At 69.3% G+C, this 19480-nt stretch carries 21 protein-coding genes; 12 read left to right on the top strand and 9 right to left on the bottom strand.

Translation table 11 applies throughout. From position 1 onward, the window contains the following. Position 1: 1 nt before the first annotated feature. From FZ025_RS11400 to FZ025_RS11410, 3 genes are read right to left on the bottom strand one after another with little or no spacing between them, the layout of a single operon-like run. Positions 2–1564, bottom strand: coding sequence for a monovalent cation/H+ antiporter subunit D (locus FZ025_RS11400; RefSeq protein WP_046977845.1), 1563 nt, complete (start codon positions 1562–1564; stop codon positions 2–4). After that, positions 1561–1920 carry a Na+/H+ antiporter subunit C gene (locus FZ025_RS11405; protein WP_046977844.1) on the bottom strand — a complete coding sequence of 120 codons (360 nt, stop codon included), beginning with the start codon at positions 1918–1920 and terminating at the stop codon, positions 1561–1563. The genes FZ025_RS11400 and FZ025_RS11405 overlap by 4 nt, the downstream gene beginning before the upstream one ends. Beyond that, on the bottom strand, positions 1920–4751 hold the full coding sequence (locus tag FZ025_RS11410) for a monovalent cation/H+ antiporter subunit A (RefSeq protein WP_046977843.1): 2832 nt from the start codon (positions 4749–4751) through the stop codon (positions 1920–1922). Before FZ025_RS11410 ends, FZ025_RS11405 begins: the two co-directional genes overlap by 1 nt. Before the next feature lie 185 nt (positions 4752–4936). On the opposite strand from FZ025_RS11410, the gene FZ025_RS11415 reads away from it, so the two are divergent. Further along, positions 4937–5860, top strand: a complete 924-nt coding sequence (locus FZ025_RS11415) for an SDR family oxidoreductase (protein ID WP_046977842.1) — start codon at positions 4937–4939, stop codon at positions 5858–5860. Positions 5861–5891: 31 nt separating this feature from the next. Here FZ025_RS11415 and FZ025_RS11420 read toward each other — a convergent pair whose 3' ends face one another. Beyond that, a complete protein-coding gene (locus FZ025_RS11420; RefSeq protein WP_046977841.1) occupies positions 5892–6374 on the bottom strand; it encodes an Mpo1 family 2-hydroxy fatty acid dioxygenase in 483 nt (160 codons plus the stop codon). A 196-nt stretch (positions 6375–6570) separates the two neighbouring features. Here FZ025_RS11420 and FZ025_RS11425 point away from each other — a divergent pair, with 196 nt between their 5' ends. The 4 genes from FZ025_RS11425 to FZ025_RS11440 are packed head-to-tail and all read left to right on the top strand — an operon-like array spanning position 6571 to position 9032. Beyond that, positions 6571–7152, top strand: coding sequence for an RNA polymerase sigma factor (locus FZ025_RS11425; RefSeq protein WP_046977840.1), 582 nt, complete (start codon positions 6571–6573; stop codon positions 7150–7152). A gap of 4 nt (positions 7153–7156) precedes the next feature. Further along, the gene (locus FZ025_RS11430; protein WP_208803616.1) at positions 7157–7474 is read left to right on the top strand and encodes a hypothetical protein; all 318 of its coding nucleotides are present in this window, start codon (positions 7157–7159) and stop codon (positions 7472–7474) included. Then, positions 7471–7779 (top strand): 4Fe-4S dicluster domain-containing protein, encoded by a 309-nt coding sequence (locus tag FZ025_RS11435; RefSeq protein WP_208803618.1) that lies wholly within the window; start codon positions 7471–7473, stop codon positions 7777–7779. The genes FZ025_RS11430 and FZ025_RS11435 overlap by 4 nt, the downstream gene beginning before the upstream one ends. Then, positions 7776–9032 (top strand): MFS transporter, encoded by a 1257-nt coding sequence (locus tag FZ025_RS11440; protein WP_046977837.1) that lies wholly within the window; start codon positions 7776–7778, stop codon positions 9030–9032. Before FZ025_RS11435 ends, FZ025_RS11440 begins: the two co-directional genes overlap by 4 nt. A gap of 108 nt (positions 9033–9140) precedes the next feature. On the opposite strand, the gene FZ025_RS11445 is transcribed toward FZ025_RS11440, so the two are convergent. From FZ025_RS11445 to FZ025_RS11465, 5 genes are all read right to left on the bottom strand, one after another. Then, positions 9141–10886: a peptidoglycan-binding protein gene (locus FZ025_RS11445; protein WP_046977836.1), complete on the bottom strand. Its 1746-nt coding sequence runs from the start codon at positions 10884–10886 to the stop codon at positions 9141–9143. 74 nt (positions 10887–10960) lie between these two features. Then, entirely contained in the window at positions 10961–11497 is a 537-nt protein-coding gene (locus FZ025_RS11450) for a hypothetical protein (RefSeq protein ID WP_046977835.1), read from the bottom strand. 333 nt (positions 11498–11830) lie between these two features. Continuing rightward, complete coding sequence (locus FZ025_RS11455) at positions 11831–12313, bottom strand: hypothetical protein (protein ID WP_104558494.1); 483 nt, start codon at positions 12311–12313, stop codon at positions 11831–11833. A gap of 224 nt (positions 12314–12537) precedes the next feature. Beyond that, a complete protein-coding gene (locus tag FZ025_RS11460; protein ID WP_104558495.1) occupies positions 12538–13200 on the bottom strand; it encodes a hypothetical protein in 663 nt (220 codons plus the stop codon). 154 nt (positions 13201–13354) lie between these two features. Then, positions 13355–14281, bottom strand: a complete 927-nt coding sequence (locus FZ025_RS11465) for a phosphoribosylaminoimidazolesuccinocarboxamide synthase (RefSeq protein ID WP_046977834.1) — start codon at positions 14279–14281, stop codon at positions 13355–13357. A gap of 143 nt (positions 14282–14424) precedes the next feature. Between FZ025_RS11465 and FZ025_RS11470 the strand changes: the two genes are divergently transcribed. The 7 genes from FZ025_RS11470 to FZ025_RS22015 all read left to right on the top strand — a co-directional run bounded on the left by FZ025_RS11470 (position 14425) and on the right by FZ025_RS22015 (position 19474). Then, complete coding sequence (locus tag FZ025_RS11470; protein ID WP_046977833.1) at positions 14425–14757, top strand: J domain-containing protein; 333 nt, start codon at positions 14425–14427, stop codon at positions 14755–14757. A 10-nt stretch (positions 14758–14767) separates the two neighbouring features. After that, on the top strand, positions 14768–15436 hold the full coding sequence (gene rpe, locus FZ025_RS11475) for a ribulose-phosphate 3-epimerase (protein WP_046977832.1): 669 nt from the start codon (positions 14768–14770) through the stop codon (positions 15434–15436). Between the two features lies 1 nt (position 15437). Continuing rightward, complete coding sequence (locus tag FZ025_RS11480; RefSeq protein ID WP_046977831.1) at positions 15438–15920, top strand: GNAT family N-acetyltransferase; 483 nt, start codon at positions 15438–15440, stop codon at positions 15918–15920. A gap of 327 nt (positions 15921–16247) precedes the next feature. Further along, the gene (gene yegS / locus FZ025_RS11485) at positions 16248–17186 is read left to right on the top strand and encodes a lipid kinase YegS (protein WP_046977830.1); all 939 of its coding nucleotides are present in this window, start codon (positions 16248–16250) and stop codon (positions 17184–17186) included. Positions 17187–17534: 348 nt separating this feature from the next. After that, positions 17535–19010, top strand: coding sequence for an anthranilate synthase component I (gene trpE / locus FZ025_RS11490; RefSeq protein WP_046977829.1), 1476 nt, complete (start codon positions 17535–17537; stop codon positions 19008–19010). A 2-nt stretch (positions 19011–19012) separates the two neighbouring features. Continuing rightward, complete coding sequence (locus tag FZ025_RS11495) at positions 19013–19246, top strand: hypothetical protein (protein ID WP_146093542.1); 234 nt, start codon at positions 19013–19015, stop codon at positions 19244–19246. Positions 19247–19336: 90 nt separating this feature from the next. Beyond that, the gene (locus FZ025_RS22015) at positions 19337–19474 is read left to right on the top strand and encodes a hypothetical protein (RefSeq protein ID WP_208803620.1); all 138 of its coding nucleotides are present in this window, start codon (positions 19337–19339) and stop codon (positions 19472–19474) included. Positions 19475–19480 lie beyond the last annotated feature (6 nt).

Genomic DNA, 19480 nt, shown 5'->3' on the forward strand with positions numbered 1-19480 from the left:
GTCAGGGCTCCCGCAGTACTGGCGCGGTGGCGCGCAGTTGGGTGGCGTAATCGGCCGGACGCAGCAACTGCGCGGCGGCGGCCTCGGTATAGCGCAGCATCGGCCCGGCGGCGAGGGTCATCGCCACGCCGTAGCCGAGCAGCAGCAGCGTCGCGGCGGTTTCCAGCGGCCGCGCGCGCGCCTTGCGCGGCGGCGGCTGCGGCACGTGTTCGATGCCGTCGTCGTCGACGTGCTGCTCGCCCGGCACGCGCCAGAACAGGCGCACGCCGGCGCGGGTCAGGCCCATGATCACCATCAGGCTGCTGAGCAGCACCGCGGCCCACACCGGCGCGACGTTGCCTGCCGGCGTCGCGCTCAGGATCGCGACCTTGGCCAGGAACCCGGACAGCGGCGGCAACCCGGCCACCGACACCGCGGCGATCAGGAACAGCACGCCGGGCACGGTCTTGCCCGGCAGCGGCGCGATCACTTCCTTGCGGTCGCTGGCATCGCCGCGGCGGCGCCGGATCAGGTCGGCGATCAGGAACAGCGCCGCGGCGACGAAGCTGCTGTGCGCCAGGTAGTACAGGCCGGCGCCGAGCGTGCCCGGCGCGTCCAACGCGAAGGCGATGAACAGCGTCGCCGCCGACACGATCACCAGGTAGCCGACCAGCACCCGCAGGCGCACCGCGGCCAGCACCCCGAGCGCGGCCAGCAGCAGCGTGCCGATGCCCAGCCACAGCAGCCAGTCGCGCGCATAGCCGTCCAGCGCCTGCGCCTGGCTGCCCAGGATCAGCGTGCTCACCCGCAGCACCGCGTACAACCCGACCTTGGTCATCACCACGAACAGCGCCGCCACCGGCGCCGGCGCGCGCGCATAGGTTTCCGGCAGCCACAGGTACAGCGGCAGCAGCGCGGCCTTGGCGCAGAACACCAGCAGCAACAGGCCGAAGCTGGCCTTGATCAGGCGCAGGTTCTCCGGCGGCGCCTGCGCGATGCGCTGCGACAGCTCGGCCATGTTCAACGAGCCGAGCAGCGCGTACAGCAGGCCCAGCGCGATCAGGAACAGGGTGGAGGAAGTGACGTTGAACACCACGTAGTGGAAGCCCACGCGCAGGCGCAGGCCGCGTCCGCCGCTGAGCAGCAGGCCGTAGGAGGCGATCAGCATCACCTCGAAGAACACGAACAGGTTGAACACATCGCCGGTCAGGAACGCGCCATTGAGGCCGACCAGCTGGAACTGGAACAGCGCGTGGAAGTGCGGCGCGCGCCGGTCCCAGCCGGCGCAGGCGTGCAGCAGGCAGGCCGCGGCGAGCAGGGTGGTGGTCAGCAGCATCCACGCCGACAGGCGGTCGGCCATCAGCGCGATGCCCAGCCGCGATGGCCAGTCGCCGAGCAGATACACCTGCACCTGGCCGTCGCCGGCGCGCACGAACAGCGCGATCACCGCCGCGGCCAGCGCCGCCATCGCGGTCCAGGCCACGGCGCGGCGCACGTGGCGCCCGTAGCGGCGGTGCTCGACGAACAGCGACAGGGCGGCGCCGAGCAGCGGGATCAGGATCGGCAGGATCAGCAGATGGTTCATCGCGCGCTATCGCCGTCGTGATCGGCGCGCGCATCGACGTGGTCGCTGCGGTTGTCGCCGCGGCTGCGCATCGCCAGCACGATGCTGACCGCGGTCATCGCGAAGGCGATCACGATTGCGGTCAGCACCAGCGCCTGCGGCAGCGGATCGGCGTGCTCGGCCAGGGTCGGCGCGACGCCGTCGCGCAGCACCGGCGCCTTGCCCTGCAGCAATCGCCCGCCGGCGAAGATCAGCAGGTTGGTGGCGTAGGACAGCACGGTCATGCCCAGGATCACGTCGAAGCTGCGCGTGCGCAGCAGCAGGTACACGCCGACCGCGGTCAGCACGCCGATCGCGCTTGCCAGGGCCAGTTCCATCAGCGCATCTCCCCGGTGCGGGCCGAACGTTGTGCCGGATCGATCTCGCCGCGCTGCGACTCGCGCGTGCGCGAGGGTTTGATCGTGCCCATCATCGACAGGGTCAGCATGGTGCCGCCGAACACCACCAGGTACACGCCGGTATCGAAGCCCAGCGCGCTGGCCAGCGGGATGTCGCCGATCAGCGGCAAGGACAGAGCGTAGTGGCCGCTGGTCAGGAACGGCACCCCGAACAGCATCGAGGCCATGCCGCTGAGCGCGGCCAGCAACAGGCCCAGGCCGATGCAGCGGATGTAGTCGAAACCGAAGCGCGATTCCACCGAGGCCGCGCCCTGGATCACGTACTGGATCAGTAGCGGCACCGCCAGCACCAGGCCGGCGATGAAGCCGCCGCCGGGCGCGTTGTGGCCGCGCAGGAACAGGAAGATCGACACGGTGAGGGTCAGCGGGAACATCAGCTGCGCCAGGTCGGCCGGCACCGGCAGTTTGATCGGCGGCCCCGGCATCACCTTCTCCGGCGCCATCCGCGCGCGCCGCAGCAGCGCATGCACCACCAGCGCGGCGATGCCGAACACGGTGATCTCGCCGAAGGTGTCGAAGCCGCGGAAATCCACCAGGATCACGTTGACCACGTTGCGCCCATAGGCTTCCGGCAGCGCGCGCTGCAACAGCTCGCCGGCCATCGTCGTCGCCGGCCGGGTCATCACCGAGTACGCCAGCAAGGCCATGCCGGTGCCGGCGGCGATCGCCAGCGCCGCATCGCGCAGCTTGCGCCAGCGTTGCGGCTCGATCGGCGAGGCTTTGGGCAGGTAGTTCATCGCCAGCAGCATCAGCACCAGGGTGACCATCTCCACCAGCAGCTGGGTCAGCGCCAGGTCCGGCGCCGACAGGAACACGAACACCAGGCTCACGCCCAGGCCGCTGCCGCCGATCACCAGCACCGCCAGCAGGCGCTGCCGGTACAGGAACAGCGTGGCCAGCGCGCAGCTGACGATCAGCAGCCACAGCGCCCAGCCCAGCAGCGGCATCGGCTGCGGCGTAGGCCACTGGCTCCACAGCGGCGGTGCGGCCACGAACGGCGCCGCGGCGACCAGCACCGCGCTCAGCAGCAGCCAGCGCAGGCTGCGCTGCAGGCTGCCGTTGGTCAGCACGCGGGTGAAGCGCGCGGCGATGCCGAACAGCGCGTCCACCTGCCAGTGGAACACGCGCTTGCCCAGCGAACGGCGCACTTCGGTATACAGCGCGGTCAGCCGGCGCAGGCCGAAATACAGCGCCACGCCGCCGACCACGCCGGCGATGCTCATCGCCAGCGGCGCGTTCCAGCCGTGCCAGACCGCCAGGCTGTAGTCGGGCAGCGCGTCGCCGAGGATCGCCCCGGCCGCGCTGCGCAGCACCGGCGCTACGGTCAGCGCCGGGAAGATGCCGACCGCCACGCACAGCAGCACCAGGATCTCCACCGGGATCTTCATCCAGCGCGGCGGCTCGTGCGGCATGGAGTCCAATTGCCGCGGACCGCTGCCGAAAAACGTCTCGTAGACGAAGCGCAGGCTGTAGGCGACGCCGAACACGCCGGCCAGCAGCGCCGCGGTGGCGGTGAACACGCGCATCGCCACCGGGCCGTCGGCGTCCAGCGCCTGCGCGAAGAACATCTCCTTGGACAGGAAGCCGTTGAGCAGCGGGATGCCGGCCATCGACAGCGAGGCGATGATCGCCAGCGCGCTGGTGAACGGCATCCAGCGGCGCAGGTTGCCGAGCCGGCGCATGTCGCGGGTATGCGTCTCGTGGTCGATGATGCCCGCGGCCATGAACAGCGAGGCCTTGAATACCGCATGGTTGAGGATGTGGAACACGCCGGCCACCACCGCCATCGGCGTGGACAGCCCGAACAGCATGGTGATCAGGCCCAGGTGCGAGATCGTCGAATACGCCAGCAAACCCTTCAGGTCGTGCTGGAAGATCGCGTACCAGGCGCCGACCAGCAGCGTGACCGCGCCGATGCCGCTGACCGTGTAGAAGAACAGGTCGCTGCCGGCCAGCGCCGGATGCAGCCGCGCCAGCAGGAACACGCCGGCCTTGACCATCGTCGCCGAGTGCAGATACGCCGACACCGGCGTCGGCGCGGCCATCGCATGCGGCAGCCAGAAATGGAACGGGAACTGCGCACTCTTGGTGAAGATGCCGAGCAGGATCAGCCCCAGCGCCCACGGATACAGCGCGCTGGCGCGGATCGCATCGCCAGCGGCGAGCACCGCATCGAGCTGGTAGCTGCCGACGATGCGCCCCAGCAGCAGCACGCCGCCGAGCAGCGCCAGGCCACCGCCGCCGGTGATCAGCAGCGCCATGCGCGCGCCGTCGCGCGCATCCTGGCGATGCGACCAGAACCCGATCAGCAGGAACGAGCTGATGCTGGTCAGTTCCCAGAACACCATCAACAGCAGCAGATTGCCGGCGATGACCATGCCCAGCATCGCGCCCATGAACAGCAGCAGGTAGCCGTAGAAGCGCGCCGCGTTCTCGCGCGCGCCGAGGTAGTAATGCGCGTACATCACCACCAGCGCGCCGATCGCCAGCACCAGCCCGGCGAACATCCACGCCAGTCCATCCAGGCGCAGCGAGAACTGCAGCCCGATCTGCGGCAGCCAGGCGTGGTCGGCGCGCACGATGCCGCCACCGAGCACGGTCGGGGTCAGCGTGCCGAGCAGGACCAGCCCGGCCAGCGGCGCCGCCGCGGCGACCCAGGCCAGCGTGGCGCGCGAACGATGGCGCAGGGCGATGACGGCCGCCGCCATCAGGAACGGCAAGGCCAGCAGGATGTCCAGAACGGGGATCATGCAGGGAATACGAGATTCGCGAGCAGGAGCCCGAGTGTAACAGGCGCACCGCGGCGCTGGCCTGCGATGGTGGTCGGCGCATGCAAGGTCATTGCTTCAGCCTAGCGTGGCCCGGGTGATGCGCTTGCGAGCGCGCCGCAGCCGCGGCATTGGGCGTGGCGCCGCGCGCTCGCTATGCTTGCGCGATGACCGATGCGCCTCCTGTCGCCGCTGCCGCCTCCACGACGCTTACGCCCACGGCGGGAGCACGCGTGGCGCTGCTGTTCGGCGGCAGCGGCCAGATCGGCGAGCGCCTGCTGCACGGTTTGCTGGCCGCCGGCTGGCAGGTGCATGCGTTCTCGCGCACGCCGCAAGCGCCGCGCGACGGCCTGCATTGGCACCTTGGCGAACTGAGCATGCTGCGGGCACCGCCGGTGCAGGCCGAGGCGCTCTTCAGCTGCGGCCCGCTGGATGCGTTCGCCGACTGGTACCGGCGCACGCCGCTGCAGGCGCCGCGCGTGGTCGCGTTCGGTTCCACCAGCCTGGAGGTCAAGCGCGATTCGCTGGATGCGGCCGAACGCGATGTCGCGCGGCGCCTGCGCGAGGCCGAGGCCGCCTTGTTCGCCGCTGCGGCCGCACGCGGCGCCGCGGCCACCGTGCTGCGTCCGACGCTCGTTTACGGCGCCGGCCGCGACCGCACGCTGAGCGCGATCGCGACGCTGGCGCGGCGCAGCGGCTGGTTCGTGCTGCCGCGCAGCGCGCGCGGCCTGCGTCAGCCGGTGCACGTGCAGGACCTGGCCGACGCGGCGCTGGCGGTGCTGGCGCATCCGGCCACGCACGGCCGCAGCTATGCGCTGGGCGGCGGCGAAGTGCTCAGCTATCGCGAGATGGTGCGGCGGGTCCTGGCCGCATTGCAGCCGCCGGCGCGGCTGCTGCCGTTGCCGCACGCGGTCTTCGCGCTGGCCCTGCGCATCGCCCATGCCGGCGGCCGCCTGCGCGGCATGAACCGCGCCGCGCTGCAGCGCATGGGCGAGGACCTGGTGTTCGACCTGGCGCCGGCGCAGCGCGATTTCGGCTACGCGCCGCGCGCCTTCGCCCTGGATGCGGCGATGCTGGGCATGCCGCGCTGAGGCGCGGGCGCCGCGCGGCGCAGCGCCTGGCTCAGTAGCGCCAGTGCATGCGCCGATAGAGCTTGGCCAGCACCCAGGCCGGCCCGATCAGCAGGGACACCAGGTCGGTGAGGAAGCTGGGCTTGTGGCCTTCCAGCTTGTGCCCGACGAACTGCGCGATCCAGGCCACCACGAACACGCCCACGGCCAGCCATAGCAGGCCGTGCAGGCCGAGCCGCGCCTCCAGCAGCCGGCACAGGCAGCCGCAGAAGAAGAACGCCGCCAGCATGCCGTAGCCCAGCGGCCGCGACAGCCGGTTGTAGAACATCCACGCCGCGAACATGCCCAGTGCCGCCCACAGCCCGCTCTGGAACCAGCTGCCGCCGCCCGGAATGCACCACAGCAGCGCCATCACCGACCACAGGTTCGCCGGCACCGCGAGCACATGCAGGCGCTGGTTGGCGGCATTGCGGTGATCGTCGGAATAGCTGGCGAAATAGCGGTCGATCGGGCGCGCGTAGGCGGTGGTGTCCATCGTCCCTCCCAGGAATCGGGCCAGCATAGCGCCATCGGCGCGGCGATGCGGAGACAGCGGCCGCGCCGGCGCAGGCGCCTGCCTGGGCCATGTCGGTCGGGCCCCACAGGGCCGCCGTGCGGCGGCGAATCGGCGCAGCGCAAAAAAAAACCCGTCGTCGGCACAATATCGACCGCGCTGCCACGTCTGCAACAGCATGAGCCCATCGAACCCAGCGCCCGAGACCGACCGCGCCATCGCCGCGACGGTCCTGCGCGAGCGCTCCAGGCTCGGCAACTTCATCCGCCGCCGCGTGCTCGACCGCGCCGAGGCCGAGGACATCCTGCAGGACGTGCTCTCCGAGTTCGTGCAGGCCTACCGGCTTCCCGCGCCGATCGAGCAGGCCAGCGCCTGGTTGTTCCAGGTCGCGCGCAACCGCATCATCGATCGCTTCCGCAAGCGCCAGGCGCAGCCGCCGGACAGGCATCTCGACGAGGGCGCCGACGTTGCCGACGACGACGACACGCTGCGCCTGGATCTGGCGCTGCCGGCGCCTGGCGGCGGGCCGGACGCCGCATATGCGCGCACGCGCTTGCTGCTGGCCTTGCAGCAGGCGCTGGACGAATTGCCGGAAAACCAGAGCGAGGTGTTCGTGGCCCACGAGTTCGAGGGGCGCAGTTTCAAGCAGATGGCCGCCGACAGCGGCATCGCGATCAACACCTTGTTGGCGCGCAAGCGCTACGCCGTGCTGTACCTGCGCGCGCGCCTGCAAACGGCTTACGACGAACTCGAATTCTGAAGGAGTGAACAAGATGGCATTCAAAGCGAGATATCTGGGCAAGGCGGTGTTCGTGCTGGCGGCGCTGGCCGTCCTCGGCGCGGTGGTCATGCTGCTGTGGAATGCGGTCGTGCCGTTCGCCGTGAGCGGCGCGCACCCGATCGACTATCCACATGCGGTGGGATTGCTGGTGCTCAGCCGCATTCTGTTCGGCGGATTCCGCGGGCACGGTGGCTGGCACAGGCACCGCCACTGGGAGAAATGGCAGGCGATGACGCCGGAAGAGCGCGAGCAGTTCAAGCACGCCATGCATCGCCGCCGGCACCGGGGCGAACGCCAGTGAAGCCATTGCACGATGCGATGACGGTGTGCCGGCAGGCGCCGGGCGCGGTGCAGCCGAGCGTCGACTTGACGCGCTGCGAGGGCAAGGGCGATTGCGTCGCGGTGTGCCCGGAGCAGGTGTTCGAACTGCGCCGCATCGACGCGCCACACTATCGCCGCCTGGGCCTGCTGCACCGGTTCAAGCTGCGCGTGCACGGCATGCGCGTGGCTTATACGCCGAACGCCGACGCCTGCCGTGGCTGCGGCCTGTGCGTGGCCGCCTGCCCGGAGCATGCGATCACGCTGCGCCGCGGGGAGCCGGCATGAGCGCCGCGGCCGCGGCGTCCCCGCCGGGTTTCACCGGCTACCAGAAGGCGGTGGCGGGCATGCTGGCGTTCCTGCAGTTCGCCGTCATCCTCGACTTCATGCTGATGTCGCCGCTGGGCGCGACGATCATGCCGGCGCTGCGTATCGGCCCGGCCCAGTTCGGGCTGGTGGTCTCCGCGTACGCGTTCAGTGCCGCCATTTCCGGACTGCTGACCGCCGGCTTCGCCGACCGCTTCGACCGCAAAAGGATCCTGCTGTTCTTCTACGCCGGCTTCGTCGTCGGCACCGCGTGGTGCGGCCTGGCGCAGAGCTTCCACAGCCTGCTGCTGGCGCGCATCGTCACCGGCCTGTTCGGTGGCGTGATCGGCTCGGTGGTGCTGGCCATCGCCGCCGACCGGTTTCCCGCGCAGCAGCGCGGCCGGGTGATGGGCCTGATCCAGACCGCCTTCGCGGCCAGCCAGGTGCTGGGCATCCCCATCGGCCTGTCCCTGTCCAACCGCTGGGACTGGCATGCGCCGTTCCTGGCGATGGCCGGGCTCGGCCTGCTCGCCGGCCTGGTCGTGGCCTGGCGGCTGCAGCCGGTCACCGACCACCTGCATGCGCCGCGCGAACACGGCGCATGGCGGCACCTGCTGCACACCTTCGCCGTGCCTCGGCACCTGCCCGCGTTCGCGGCGACCGCGCTGTTGAGCATCGGCGGCTTCATGCTGATGCCGTTCGGTAGCGCCTTCATCGTCGGCAACCTCGGCATCGACCTGCACAGCCTGCCCACCATCTACCTGATCACCGGGCTGTGCGCGATCGTGTTCGGCCCGATGATCGGCCGCGCGACCGACAGCTTCGGCATCCTGCGCGTGTTCACCTTCGGTACGCTCGCCTCGATCGTCATGGTGCTGGTCTACACCCACCTGGTCCGGGCGTCGCTGCCGGTGCTGATCGTGGTCAACGTGCTGCTGTTCGCGGCGATCTTCTCGCGCATGATCCCGTTCCAGGCGCTGGCTGCCTCGGTACCGTCGGTGGCGCAGCGCGGCGCCTTCAACGCCATCGGCGCCTCCGTGCAGCAGCTGTCCGGCGGCCTGGCATCGCTGATCGCCGGGCACATCGTCAGCGTTGGCGCCGACGGCAGGCTGCAGCATTTCGACAGGGTCGGCTATGTGATGGTCGCCGTCTCGCTGGTGGCCTGGGTCCTGCTGCGTGGCCTGCAACGCCGAATGCAGCGCGAGCCGGAACTGCAGGTCGCCGCGCCGGGCTGAATCGCAGCGCGGCACCCTGCAGCGTTCGCCATGCCGAGCGCGTGCACACTGCCGGCGTGCGTGCCGTTCACGCCGGCGCCGGCGCCGGCAGCGCGGCAGCGGCGGGCGTCAGCGCCCGCCTTGCACGATGCGTTGCTGCGCTTCCTGCACGTTTTGCTGTTGCGCCGCCTGGCTGGCCAGCAGCTGCGCATTGGTCTGTTCCAGTGGCGGCGCAGGTTGTTGCAGGTCCACCACCGCGCGGAAGCCGGGCGTGGTGCCGAGCACGTAGGCCTTGTCGTCCTGCACGGTGATGCTGCGCAGCTTGTCGGCGCTGTCGATCCCATTCTGCTTGGCCTGCAGCGCGACGTTGGCTGCGACCTCCGGCGTGGTGCCTTCGGGCATGCGCTCGCGCACGGTCTTGACCAGCGCATTCTCGGGCGCAGCGGCGGGCCCCCGGTTCTGCGCCGCATGCGCCTGCTCCTGCGGCGCGCGCAGTTGTTCGCGCAGGCTGCCCAGCGTCTGCGCCCCGGCCTTGCCGTCGACCTGCAGCCCATGCGCCTGCTGGTAGGTGCGCACCGCATCGCGGGTGTTGTCGCCGAAGCGGCCGTCCTCGGTCAACGGCCGGCCATGCGCATCGTGCACGCCGAGTTGGTTGAGCTGCTGCTGCAGTTTGCGCACGTCCTCGCTGCGGTCGCCGTGGCGCAGCGTCTCGCTTGTGCCCTGGTGCTGCCCACGCTCACCGGCCTCGACCTGGCGGCCTTGGTTCCACCAGGTTTCAGGGCTGATGTTGCGCCCGCTTGGGTCGCGCATCTGGTAGTGCACGTGCTGGGCGTACTGAGCGCGTCCGTCGGGATCGCGCCCGCCCATCGTGCCGATCGGATCGCCGGCGCGCACGGTCTGGCCTTCTTGCACCGAGCGCGAATCCAGATGCAGGATTTCGTGCGAATTTCCCTGCGCGTCGCGGATCTTCACCGTGCCGTACTGGCCTCCGGAAAAGGTCACCGTACCGGCGATCGGGGCATGCACGGTTGGGTGTTGCAAGTTGCGCCCGGCTTGTCCGCCTTCATAGTTGAAGTCGGTGCTGCCATGCTCGCCGCGGTTGCCGCGGTGCTCGCCGTAGTGGCCGGTAATGTGCGGATCGGTGCCGCCTTGGCCGGGCAGCATGCGCTCCATGGTCTGCTGGAAGTCGCTGCGGGTGGTATGGGCAGCGGCTGCTGGCTGGTGGTCGGCGCGCGCGGGTGGGGGAACGGTCTGGCCCAGCCTTCCGTGCGCCAGGTTCTGCATCAACTCGGGGGTAAGGTCGCGTTCCCAACGATCGAATCGGTTTTCCCGATCCTGTAGACCGTTTGGAGGATCGCTGCCGTTGATCGCGGCTCCCGCTTCGCGGGCACTATCGCGTGCCGCGGTCGGAACGTTTTGCTGCCAGTACCACGTCGCGATGCGTGAGGCGTTCTCGGGTTGCGCGGCCAACTCGGGATGATTCACCAAGTCCAGCTCCAAGGCCTCTCCGGCGGCCCTGTACTGGTCCTTGCCAGTGAGCTGAATATAACCGCGTCCATGATAGCGAAGGCCATCGCCGGGCTCATCATTGCCCATGCGCCCGCCGTACATCAGTTCGGCCAGACGCTCCGGGCGACCATTCAATGCTTCGAGACGAGCGCTTTCCAGGGCTTCAGGTCCTTCGCGCAATGCGGAACGGACGTTGGCCGTGATTTGCCAACTCCCCTTGGTGTAGCGAAAGCTCTCCTCGAGCCGATTGAGTCCCCCTGATTCATGGCCTACCTGGGCCATGAAGTTGGCCAATTCTCCAGGATTGGAGATGCCTGCCGCGTAGGCGTCGCCAAGCAGCTGGTTTTCTCTGTCTGTTGTTGCCATGGTGTAGCTCCTCATTTCTCAGCAACGTTGAAGTGACGGACTGCATCCCTGTCCGTACCAGCCATTCCCTCCTTTTAATTCGTACCCGCCTCCGCTTTTTCCTCCAGAGGCCCAACCTTGGGTAGGTTGGCCGGATCGAAATCTGCGAATGTCACCTGTCCGAAATCCTTGGGCGCCAATTCCAGTGTCTTGTGCTGCTCGGTCGCCGTATCCGTAAGTTCGCGCACCACCTTGTCCAGGAGCCAGGTCTTGCGGTCGGCGGCGTAGCGGAAGATGTAGTCATCGCCCCAGCGTTCGCGCGAGCCGCCCGAAATCGAGATCGTGAACTGGCCTTTTTCGATGCGCGAATAGGCATACGGATCGCCAGCCAAACCGCCGCAGCGTGCGCAGGGCACGATGCGCGAGTTCTCCGCGGATTTGTGCAGCGATCCGGCAGCGTCCTGAGTCAGCAGAATGACGGTGCGAGGCGCGCCTTCGCCGAGCTTCTCGTTGCCGGCTGGCGGCGGCGACATCACGATCAATGCGTCCGAGTGACCGGCACCGGTCAGGTCGCCGCGGATGGTTTCCACGACTTTCATTCCGGCCGGCACAAAGGAATCGACGTCATGCATTGGTGCATTCCCTTGCTGCGTAGTAGGCGGGGGGGCGCTCTGGCCTTGATCGGCGGCGGGTGTCTGCTTTCCCGGCCCGGTGCCCATGGCCGAGGTGTTTTCGCCAGGTTGCGGACCTCCACAGGCGGCAAGGACGATAGCCAGGGCAGGTGCGATCATTTTCAGGGGCTGCAATGTTGTTTCCTCGGCAAGAAGCGATGGAGTCCGTCATTGTCCAGCGATCCGGCGATCCATGTGCGGTCGAAAAAATCGACAGGAAAAGCGGTCGGGGCATCTTGAGTGCGGCTTGGAGCATCGCGAACATCTCCATGGCTTGCGTGGCCGGGCGCCCAATCACAGAGACTGGTCGTCCACCTTTACCAGCGTCCAGCACGGGCGCTGGGCGAAGTGGTAGACCTGTTGGTCGCCGGTGTCCGCTGTGCGGACCAATACCTTGCGGCCGCCGGCATCTTCGGAAACCGCGACTTCGCGGCGGCTGTTGCGTGCCGCGTCCAGGTTCGGGATCACCGGCCACTCGACCTCGGGCAGCGGGACTTCGCGGGTCACCGGCGTCGGCTCGGGCTGTGCGTCCGGGTCGCGCTGGATCATCGTCAGCGGATTGGCCGTGGCCTTTTGCTGCACTGCGATGTCGGCGCTGAAGCGCTTGAGGAAGCTGTTGAAATCGGCATCGGGGCAACCCGGCGCGGCCTGAGCGGGGGCCGCGGCCGGCGTGGACGGGGGCGATGCGACGGCGGTGGACTCGGCCTGTTGCGCCTTGCAGGCGGCAAGCGTCAGGCCAAGCGCAAGAGCGGTCAAAAAGGTGCGTGCGTAGACCAACGGATCCTCCTGATCTGGTTGGGTGGCATGACTACGTTCGGAGCGTCAGTTTTATTGGCGGTGGGTAAAAAAGCGGTGAAATCCGTTGGAGCGTCGTCCGGCTCGAATCGCCGACGGATTCCCGGCATGTGCGAATGCCGCAGCTGCGACCGACGTGCGGCATCGGGGTCTCTTTGCCGGCCCCAAAATCGATCCGCCTGTGATCGGACCGCCGTCGGCCGCGGCTACATGCCGTTGGAAAACACATCCAGCGTGTCGGCGCTTACCCAGCCCTGGGCGCAGTCGCCCGCATAGATGCCGGGTGCGGTGACGCGGCAGGCGCCGCCGCTGCCTTGCACGGTGCGCTGGATAGGGCGATCGCCATTGCTGCACAGGGCGTTGTCATTGCACTTGGCGACGCTGCCGGTCGGTACCGCCATGACGTAATAGTAGAGCGGTTGCTGTCCGGCCCGGCCGATGCCCTGGATGCAGACGAACTGCCCCTGCGCGAACCTGGCGCGGGGGCGCGCATTGCTGCCGGTGGTAGGAACCCGGTCGAGCGCATCCGCGCCTTTGGCCTGCGCCACGCTGGCGAAGAAGCCGTCGTCGCCGCAATCGGGAGACAGGTCGACGTCATAGAAGTCGCCCGCGTCGAGATTGCCTGCGGTGCAACCATGCGCGGTCTGGGCATCGGCGCAACGGACGCCGCTCGCCTCGATCAGCGCCTGCAATGCGTCGCCCGGCGATGCAGCAGGCGCAGGCGTTGCCGCAGATGCCGGAGCTGATGTCCGAGCCGATGCGGCAGTGACGGCGTGTTCGCCTGCAGTGCAGGCGCCAAGCGCCAGCAGCAAACCCGTCCTGCACAGGCTGCGGAGAAAAGAAAAACGAGCGCGAGCGGACTGCGTCATTGCGGCCTCTGCACCGATAGGGAACATGCATTGCGCGCGGCGGCCACGAAAGAACTGGCAGCAGCCTGCGCTAAAAAAATACGTCTGCGATGCGCCGAAGGGCCTGCCCGGAGAAGCCAAGCCCGTTGCGATTCGCGATCAGGTTACCTGCACGTCAGTCGATCGAAATCCCCGCCAGCCGCTGCAGCGCTTCGGCGTACTTGGCGCGGGTGCGCTCGATCACGTCCTGCGGCAGGCGCGGGCCGGGCGCGGTCTTGCCCCAGTCCAGCGTCTCCAGGTAGTCGCGCACGAACTGCTTGTCGTAGCTGGGCGGGCTGGTGCCCACCTGGTATTCGTCGGCCGGCCAGTAGCGCGAGGAATCCGGGGTCAGCATCTCGTCCATGATGTACAGGCGGCCGTCGGCATCGGTGCCGAACTCGAACTTGGTGTCGGCCAGCAGGATGCCGCGCTCGGCGGCGAAGTCGGCGGCGAAGCGGTAGATGCGCAGGGTGGCGTCGCGCACGCGCTCGGCCAGCTCGGCGCCGACGGCCTTGACCATCGCGTCGAAGTCGATGTTCTCGTCGTGGTCGCCAAGCGCGGCCTTGGTCGAGGGGGTGAAGATCGGTTCGGCCAGTTTCTCGGCCTGGCGCAGGCCGTCGGGCAGTTCGATGCCGCTGATCTTGCCGGTGCGCTGGTAGTCCTGCCAGCCGCTGCCGATCAGGTAGCCGCGGGCGATCGCCTCCACCGGCACCGGCTTGAGCTTCCTGGTCACCACCGCGCGCCGGGCGTACAGCGCCGCGTCCACGCCAGCGGGCAGCACCGCGGCCATGTCGATGCCGGTGAGGTGGTTGGGCATCAGGTGTTCGGTCTTCTTGAACCAGAAGTTGGAGACCTGGCACAGCATCTCGCCCTTGCCCGGGATCGGGTCGGGCAGCACCACGTCGAAGGCGGACAGGCGGTCGCTGGCGACCATCAGCAGGTAGTCGCCGGGCGGGGCGTCGGCGGGCAGGCGCTCGCGCGGAAGATCGAATACGTCGCGGACCTTGCCCCGGTGACGCAACGGCAGGCCGGGCAGATCGGATTGCAACAGCGTGGTGGACACAGGCACTCCTACGGACTTCGCAATGGCGGCTGTCCCGGGACCCGGCGGGCCCGCGGCTCGACAGCGGGCCGCGTAGTGTACGGCCGGAAAGCCCCGCTGTGCCGTAAAATGCGAGGCCTTGTCCGCCGAGCCCGCCCTCGCCCATGCACTGGTACGGAAAACTGCTCGGCGCCATCGCCGGGGCGCTGCTGTTCCGGCCCAATCCGGTGTTCGGCGCGGTGCTCGGGCTGCTGGTCGGGCATGCCTTCGATGCCGACTGGTTCAAGCTCGGCCAGCGCGACGACCCCTACCGCGAGCTGGGCGTGCGCCGCGACGCCACCGATGCCGAGATCGAGCTGGCCTACCGCCGGCTGATCTCCCAGTACCACCCCGACAAGGTCGCCGGCGCCAGCCCGGAGCTGCGCGCGCGGGCCGAGCAGAAGGCCAGCCGGCTCAACACCGCCTACGACCGTATCCGCACCCTGCGCAAGCGCTGAGACCTTCGCCATGTCCGACTGCATCATTTCCCCGTCCATCCTGTCCGCCGACTTCGCCCGCCTCGGCGAGGAAGTGGACAACGTGCTCAAGGCCGGCGCCGACTGGATCCATTTCGACGTGATGGACAACCACTACGTACCGAATCTGACCATCGGCCCGATGGTGTGCCAGGCGCTGCGCAAGCACGGCGTCACCGCGCCGATCGACGTGCACCTGATGGTCGAGCCGGTGGACCGGCTGATCCCAGACTTTGCCGAGGCCGGTGCCAGCCTGATCAGCTTCCATCCCGAGGCCAGCCGCCACGTGCACCGCAGCATCCAGCTGATCAAGTCGCACGGCTGCAAGGCCGGGCTGGTGCTCAACCCGGCCACACCGGTGGACATCCTCGACTGGGTGCTCGACGACCTGGATCTGGTGCTGGTGATGTCGGTCAACCCGGGCTTCGGCGGCCAGGCCTTCATCCCCTCGGCGCTGGACAAGCTGCGCGCGATCCGCGCCAGGATCGACGCCCGCGGCAAGCCGATCCGGCTGGAGATCGACGGCGGGGTCAAGCCGGACAACATCGCCGCGATCGCCGCCGCCGGCGCCGACACCTTCGTCGCCGGCTCGGCCATCTTCAACGCCCCCGACTATGCCGCGGTGATCGCGCAGATGCGGGCGGCGGTGGCGGCGCGCTGACATGGCCGCACTGCACATCCGCCCGGCCACCGCCGACGACGCGGCGTTGATCCTGCGCCTGATCCGCGAGCTGGCCCGCTACGAGCGCGCCGAGGACGCGGTGCAGACCGACGAGGACGGCCTGCGCGCCAGCCTGTTCGGCCCCGGCGCCACCGCGCACGCGCTGATCTGCGAGGCCGACGCGCAGCCGATCGGCTACGCGGTGTACTTCTACAACTACTCGACCTGGCTCGGCCGCAACGGCCTGTACCTGGAAGACCTGTACGTGGACCCGGAACACCGTGGCAGCGGCGCCGGCAAGGCCTTGCTGCGGCATCTGGCCCGGCAGGCGCTGGCCGAGGGCTGCGGCCGCTTCGAATGGTCGGTGCTGGACTGGAACCAGCCGGCGATCGACTTCTACCAGGCCGCCGGCGCGCAGGCGCAGGACGAATGGACCGTGTACCGCCTGCAGGGCGAGGCGCTGGCCAGGTTCGCGGCCGGCTGAGCGGCGGCACAAAAAAAAGAACCGCACCGTCGCCAATGCGGCCCCTGGGAGAAATCGGAGGCTGATCCTGCCTCCATCCGTCGTCCTTGCTATGGCCTTCCATGTTCCGGGCGATCGGTGACGCAGGGATGACATTGCGGCGGACAGCGCGGTGCGCTGGCCGGGCGCTGCGCCAGCAACCGACCACGGCAGGCCGGCCGGTGCCGAGGGCGCGGCGTAGCGCGTGCCGGGCGCAGTGCCCAATGGCCGCGCGCCGGCCCCCTGCGCATTCACGATGTCCGCATCCGCCGCCGGCTAGGCTGCCGGCCTGATCGCGGGGAGGTCCGCATGGCAGCACCGCACTGGCGTCTGATCCTCAATGGCAAGTCGGCGGGCGACGCGCCGCTGCGCGAGGCCGTGTCCGCGCTGCGCGCACGCGGCATCCAGTTGCAGGTGCGGGTGACCTGGGAGGAGGGCGATGCCGAGCGCTACGTGGCCGAAGCGGTGGCCGACGGCGCCGACTGCATCGTCGCCGCCGGCGGCGACGGCACCTTGAGCGAGGTGGCCAGCGCGCTGGCCCACCACGACGCCGACGCCGCGGCGCTGCCGGCGCTGGGCCTGGTGCCGTTGGGCACCGCCAACGATTTCGCCACCGCCGCCGGCATTCCCGACACCCCGCTGGCGGCGCTGGAGCTGGTCGCGCAGGCGCCGGCCGTGGCCATCGACCTGCTGCGCATCGAGGCCGAGCACGGGCCGCACTGGTGCGCCAATGTCGCCAGCGGCGGCTTCGGCACCCAGGTCACGGTGGAAACCGACGAGGGCCTGAAGAAGATGCTGGGCGGCCTGGCCTACCTGATCACCGGGATGGGCAAGCTGGGCCGGATCGATCCGATCCAGGCGCGGTTCGAGGGGCCGGAGTTCGCCTGGGAAGGCGAATTCATCGCGCTGGGCCTGGGCAACGGACGCCAGGCCGGCGGCGGCCAGGCGCTGTGCCCGGACGCGGTGCTCGACGACGGCCTGCTCGACCTGACCATCGTCCCGGAGATGAGCGGCGAGGTCGCCGCGACCCTGGGCACGCTGGTCACCTCGGGCAAGCAGGCCGCGCTGGAGCGGGTCGCGGTGCGCGCGCAGCTGCCGTGGCTGCGCATCGACGCGGCCATGCCGCTGACCTTGAACCTGGATGGCGAACCGGAGACCTCGCGGCACTTCCGCATCGATTGCATCGCCGGCCGCCTGCGCATGCACCTGCCGGCCGATTCGGCCTTGCTGCGCGGCCGGGCGGGGTAGTGGCGCGCCGGTCGCTGGCCCGGAGAGCACGCCGCGTCGCGACGGAAGTCGCTCCCACAATGCGACTTGCGCCGCGCCGTCTTCTGGGTGCGCTGTGGGAGGGACTTCAGTCCCGACTGCATCCAGCCCAGGCAGTCCTGTCGCTTTCCAGGCTGTGCAACAGCCTATGCAGTGCAGCGCGGAGGGTCGTCCCTTCTGCAACCGTTGCCAGTCGCCGCAGTTGCGGTAAAGTAGCCGCCGTGTCCAGCCTGACGACCCCGCGTTCCTTCATTTCCGCTCGCCGTGCGTGGCGATGGTGGCCTGCAGCCGTCGTCCGCCCCGCCACCGAGTCCCGCAAGGAAAGTCGTCTTGATCACCCGCGAGTTGTTCCAGCGCTACGCCGCTGAAGGTCACACCCGCATCCCCGTCGTCCGCGAAGTGCTGTCCGACCTGGACACGCCGCTGTCGGTCTATCTCAAGCTCGCCGACGCACCGCATACCTACCTGTTCGAATCGGTCGAAGGCGGCGAACGCTTCGGCCGCTATTCGATCATCGGCCTGCCGGTGCGCCGCGTGTACACGTTCAGCGGGCATACGCTGGAAGTACGCGATCACGGCGAGCTGATCGAGCGCCGCGAGGTCGCCGATCCGTTCGCCGAGGTCGAGGCGCTGCGCTCGGCGCATTCGGTGCCCAAGCTCGACGGCGTGCCCGGCTTCACCGGCGGCCTGGTCGGCTGGTTCGGCTTCGAATGCATCGGCTACATCGAGCCGCGCCTGGCCAGCGGCGACAAGCGCAATGAGCTCGACACCCCCGACATCCTGCTGATGCTGTCCGAAGAGGTCGCCGTGTTCGACAACCTCAAGGGCCGCCTGTACCTGATCGTGCACGCCGATCCGCGCGAGGCCGACGCCTGGGAACGGGCGCAGGCGCGGCTGGACGCGCTGACCGCCACGCTGCGCCAGCCCGGCGCCGGCTATCCGGTGCCGCTGGCGCGCGACGTGCTCGACGAAAGCGACTTCGTGTCCGGCTTCACCCGCGAAGGCTTCATCGCCGCGGTGGAGAAATCCAAGGAATACATCCGCGCCGGCGACATCTTCCAGGTGGTGCTGAGCCAGCGCCTGAGCGTGCCATTCAGCGCGCGCCCGGTGGACGTGTACCGCGCGCTGCGCGCGCTGAATCCGTCGCCGTACATGTATTTCCTCGATGTCGGCGACACCCAGGTGGTCGGCTCCTCGCCGGAGATCCTGGTGCGGCTGGAAGCCGGCCAGGTCACCGTGCGCCCGATCGCCGGCACCCGCCCGCGCGGCAGGACCGTGGAAGAGGACCTGGCGCTGGAAGCGGAACTGCTGGCCGATCCGAAGGAGCGCGCCGAGCACCTGATGCTGATCGACCTCGGCCGCAACGACGCCGGACGGGTGTCGCAGGCCGGCACCGTCGCGGTCGGCGAGCGCTTCGTGATCGAGCGCTACAGCCACGTCATGCACATCGTCAGCGAAGTCACTGGCACCCTGCTGCCCGGGTTGAGCTACGCCGACGTGCTGCGCGCCACGTTCCCGGCCGGCACCGTCAGCGGCGCGCCGAAGATCCGCGCGCTGGAAGTGATCCGCGAGCTGGAGCCGATCAAGCGCAACGTCTATGCCGGCAGCATCGGCTACCTGGGCTGGCACGGCGATGCCGACACCGCGATTGCGATCCGCACCGCGGTGATCAAGCACGGCCGCCTGCACGTGCAGGCCGGCGCCGGCATCGTCTACGACTCCGATCCGCAGAAGGAATGGGACGAGACCATGAACAAGGGCCGCGCGCTGTTCCGCGCGGTGGCCGAGGCGGCGAAGGGGCTGTGAGCGTGTCCGCGCCGACCGCGCGGATCGGCTTCCGCCGCATGGCCGCGCGCCTGCGCGAGGGCCTGGCCGCGGCCGGCGCGCAGTTCGCGTCGGACTCGCCGACCAACCAGCTGTTCGTGGCGCGGCCGGCTGATAGTGGTCGCCCGAGGACCGGCGCACGGTCGGCGACATGCTGCAGCGGCGGAGCGATGCCGAACGCGCCCGCGCCGATGCCGAGGCTGTCGGCGGCAGCCTGATCGACCAGCGCGCGCGCCCTCGACTACCGGCACTGGCACCGATTCCGCATCCAGCGCCTGCGGGACGGGCAGTGGCGCAAGCTGCCCGGCGTGGCGATCTGCCAGCTGCAGCGCCGCGAGGGCATCGACGCGGTATGCGTCTCGCGCTGGCTGTGGGACGGCAGCGTGCCGCGCGTGCAGGACGACCCCGGCCGCAGGTTCCCGCGGAATGAACGCCGCCGCCGATGAGCGCCT

Source organism: Xanthomonas hyacinthi (genome assembly GCF_009769165.1).
Taxonomy (GTDB): domain Bacteria; phylum Pseudomonadota; class Gammaproteobacteria; order Xanthomonadales; family Xanthomonadaceae; genus Xanthomonas_A; species Xanthomonas_A hyacinthi.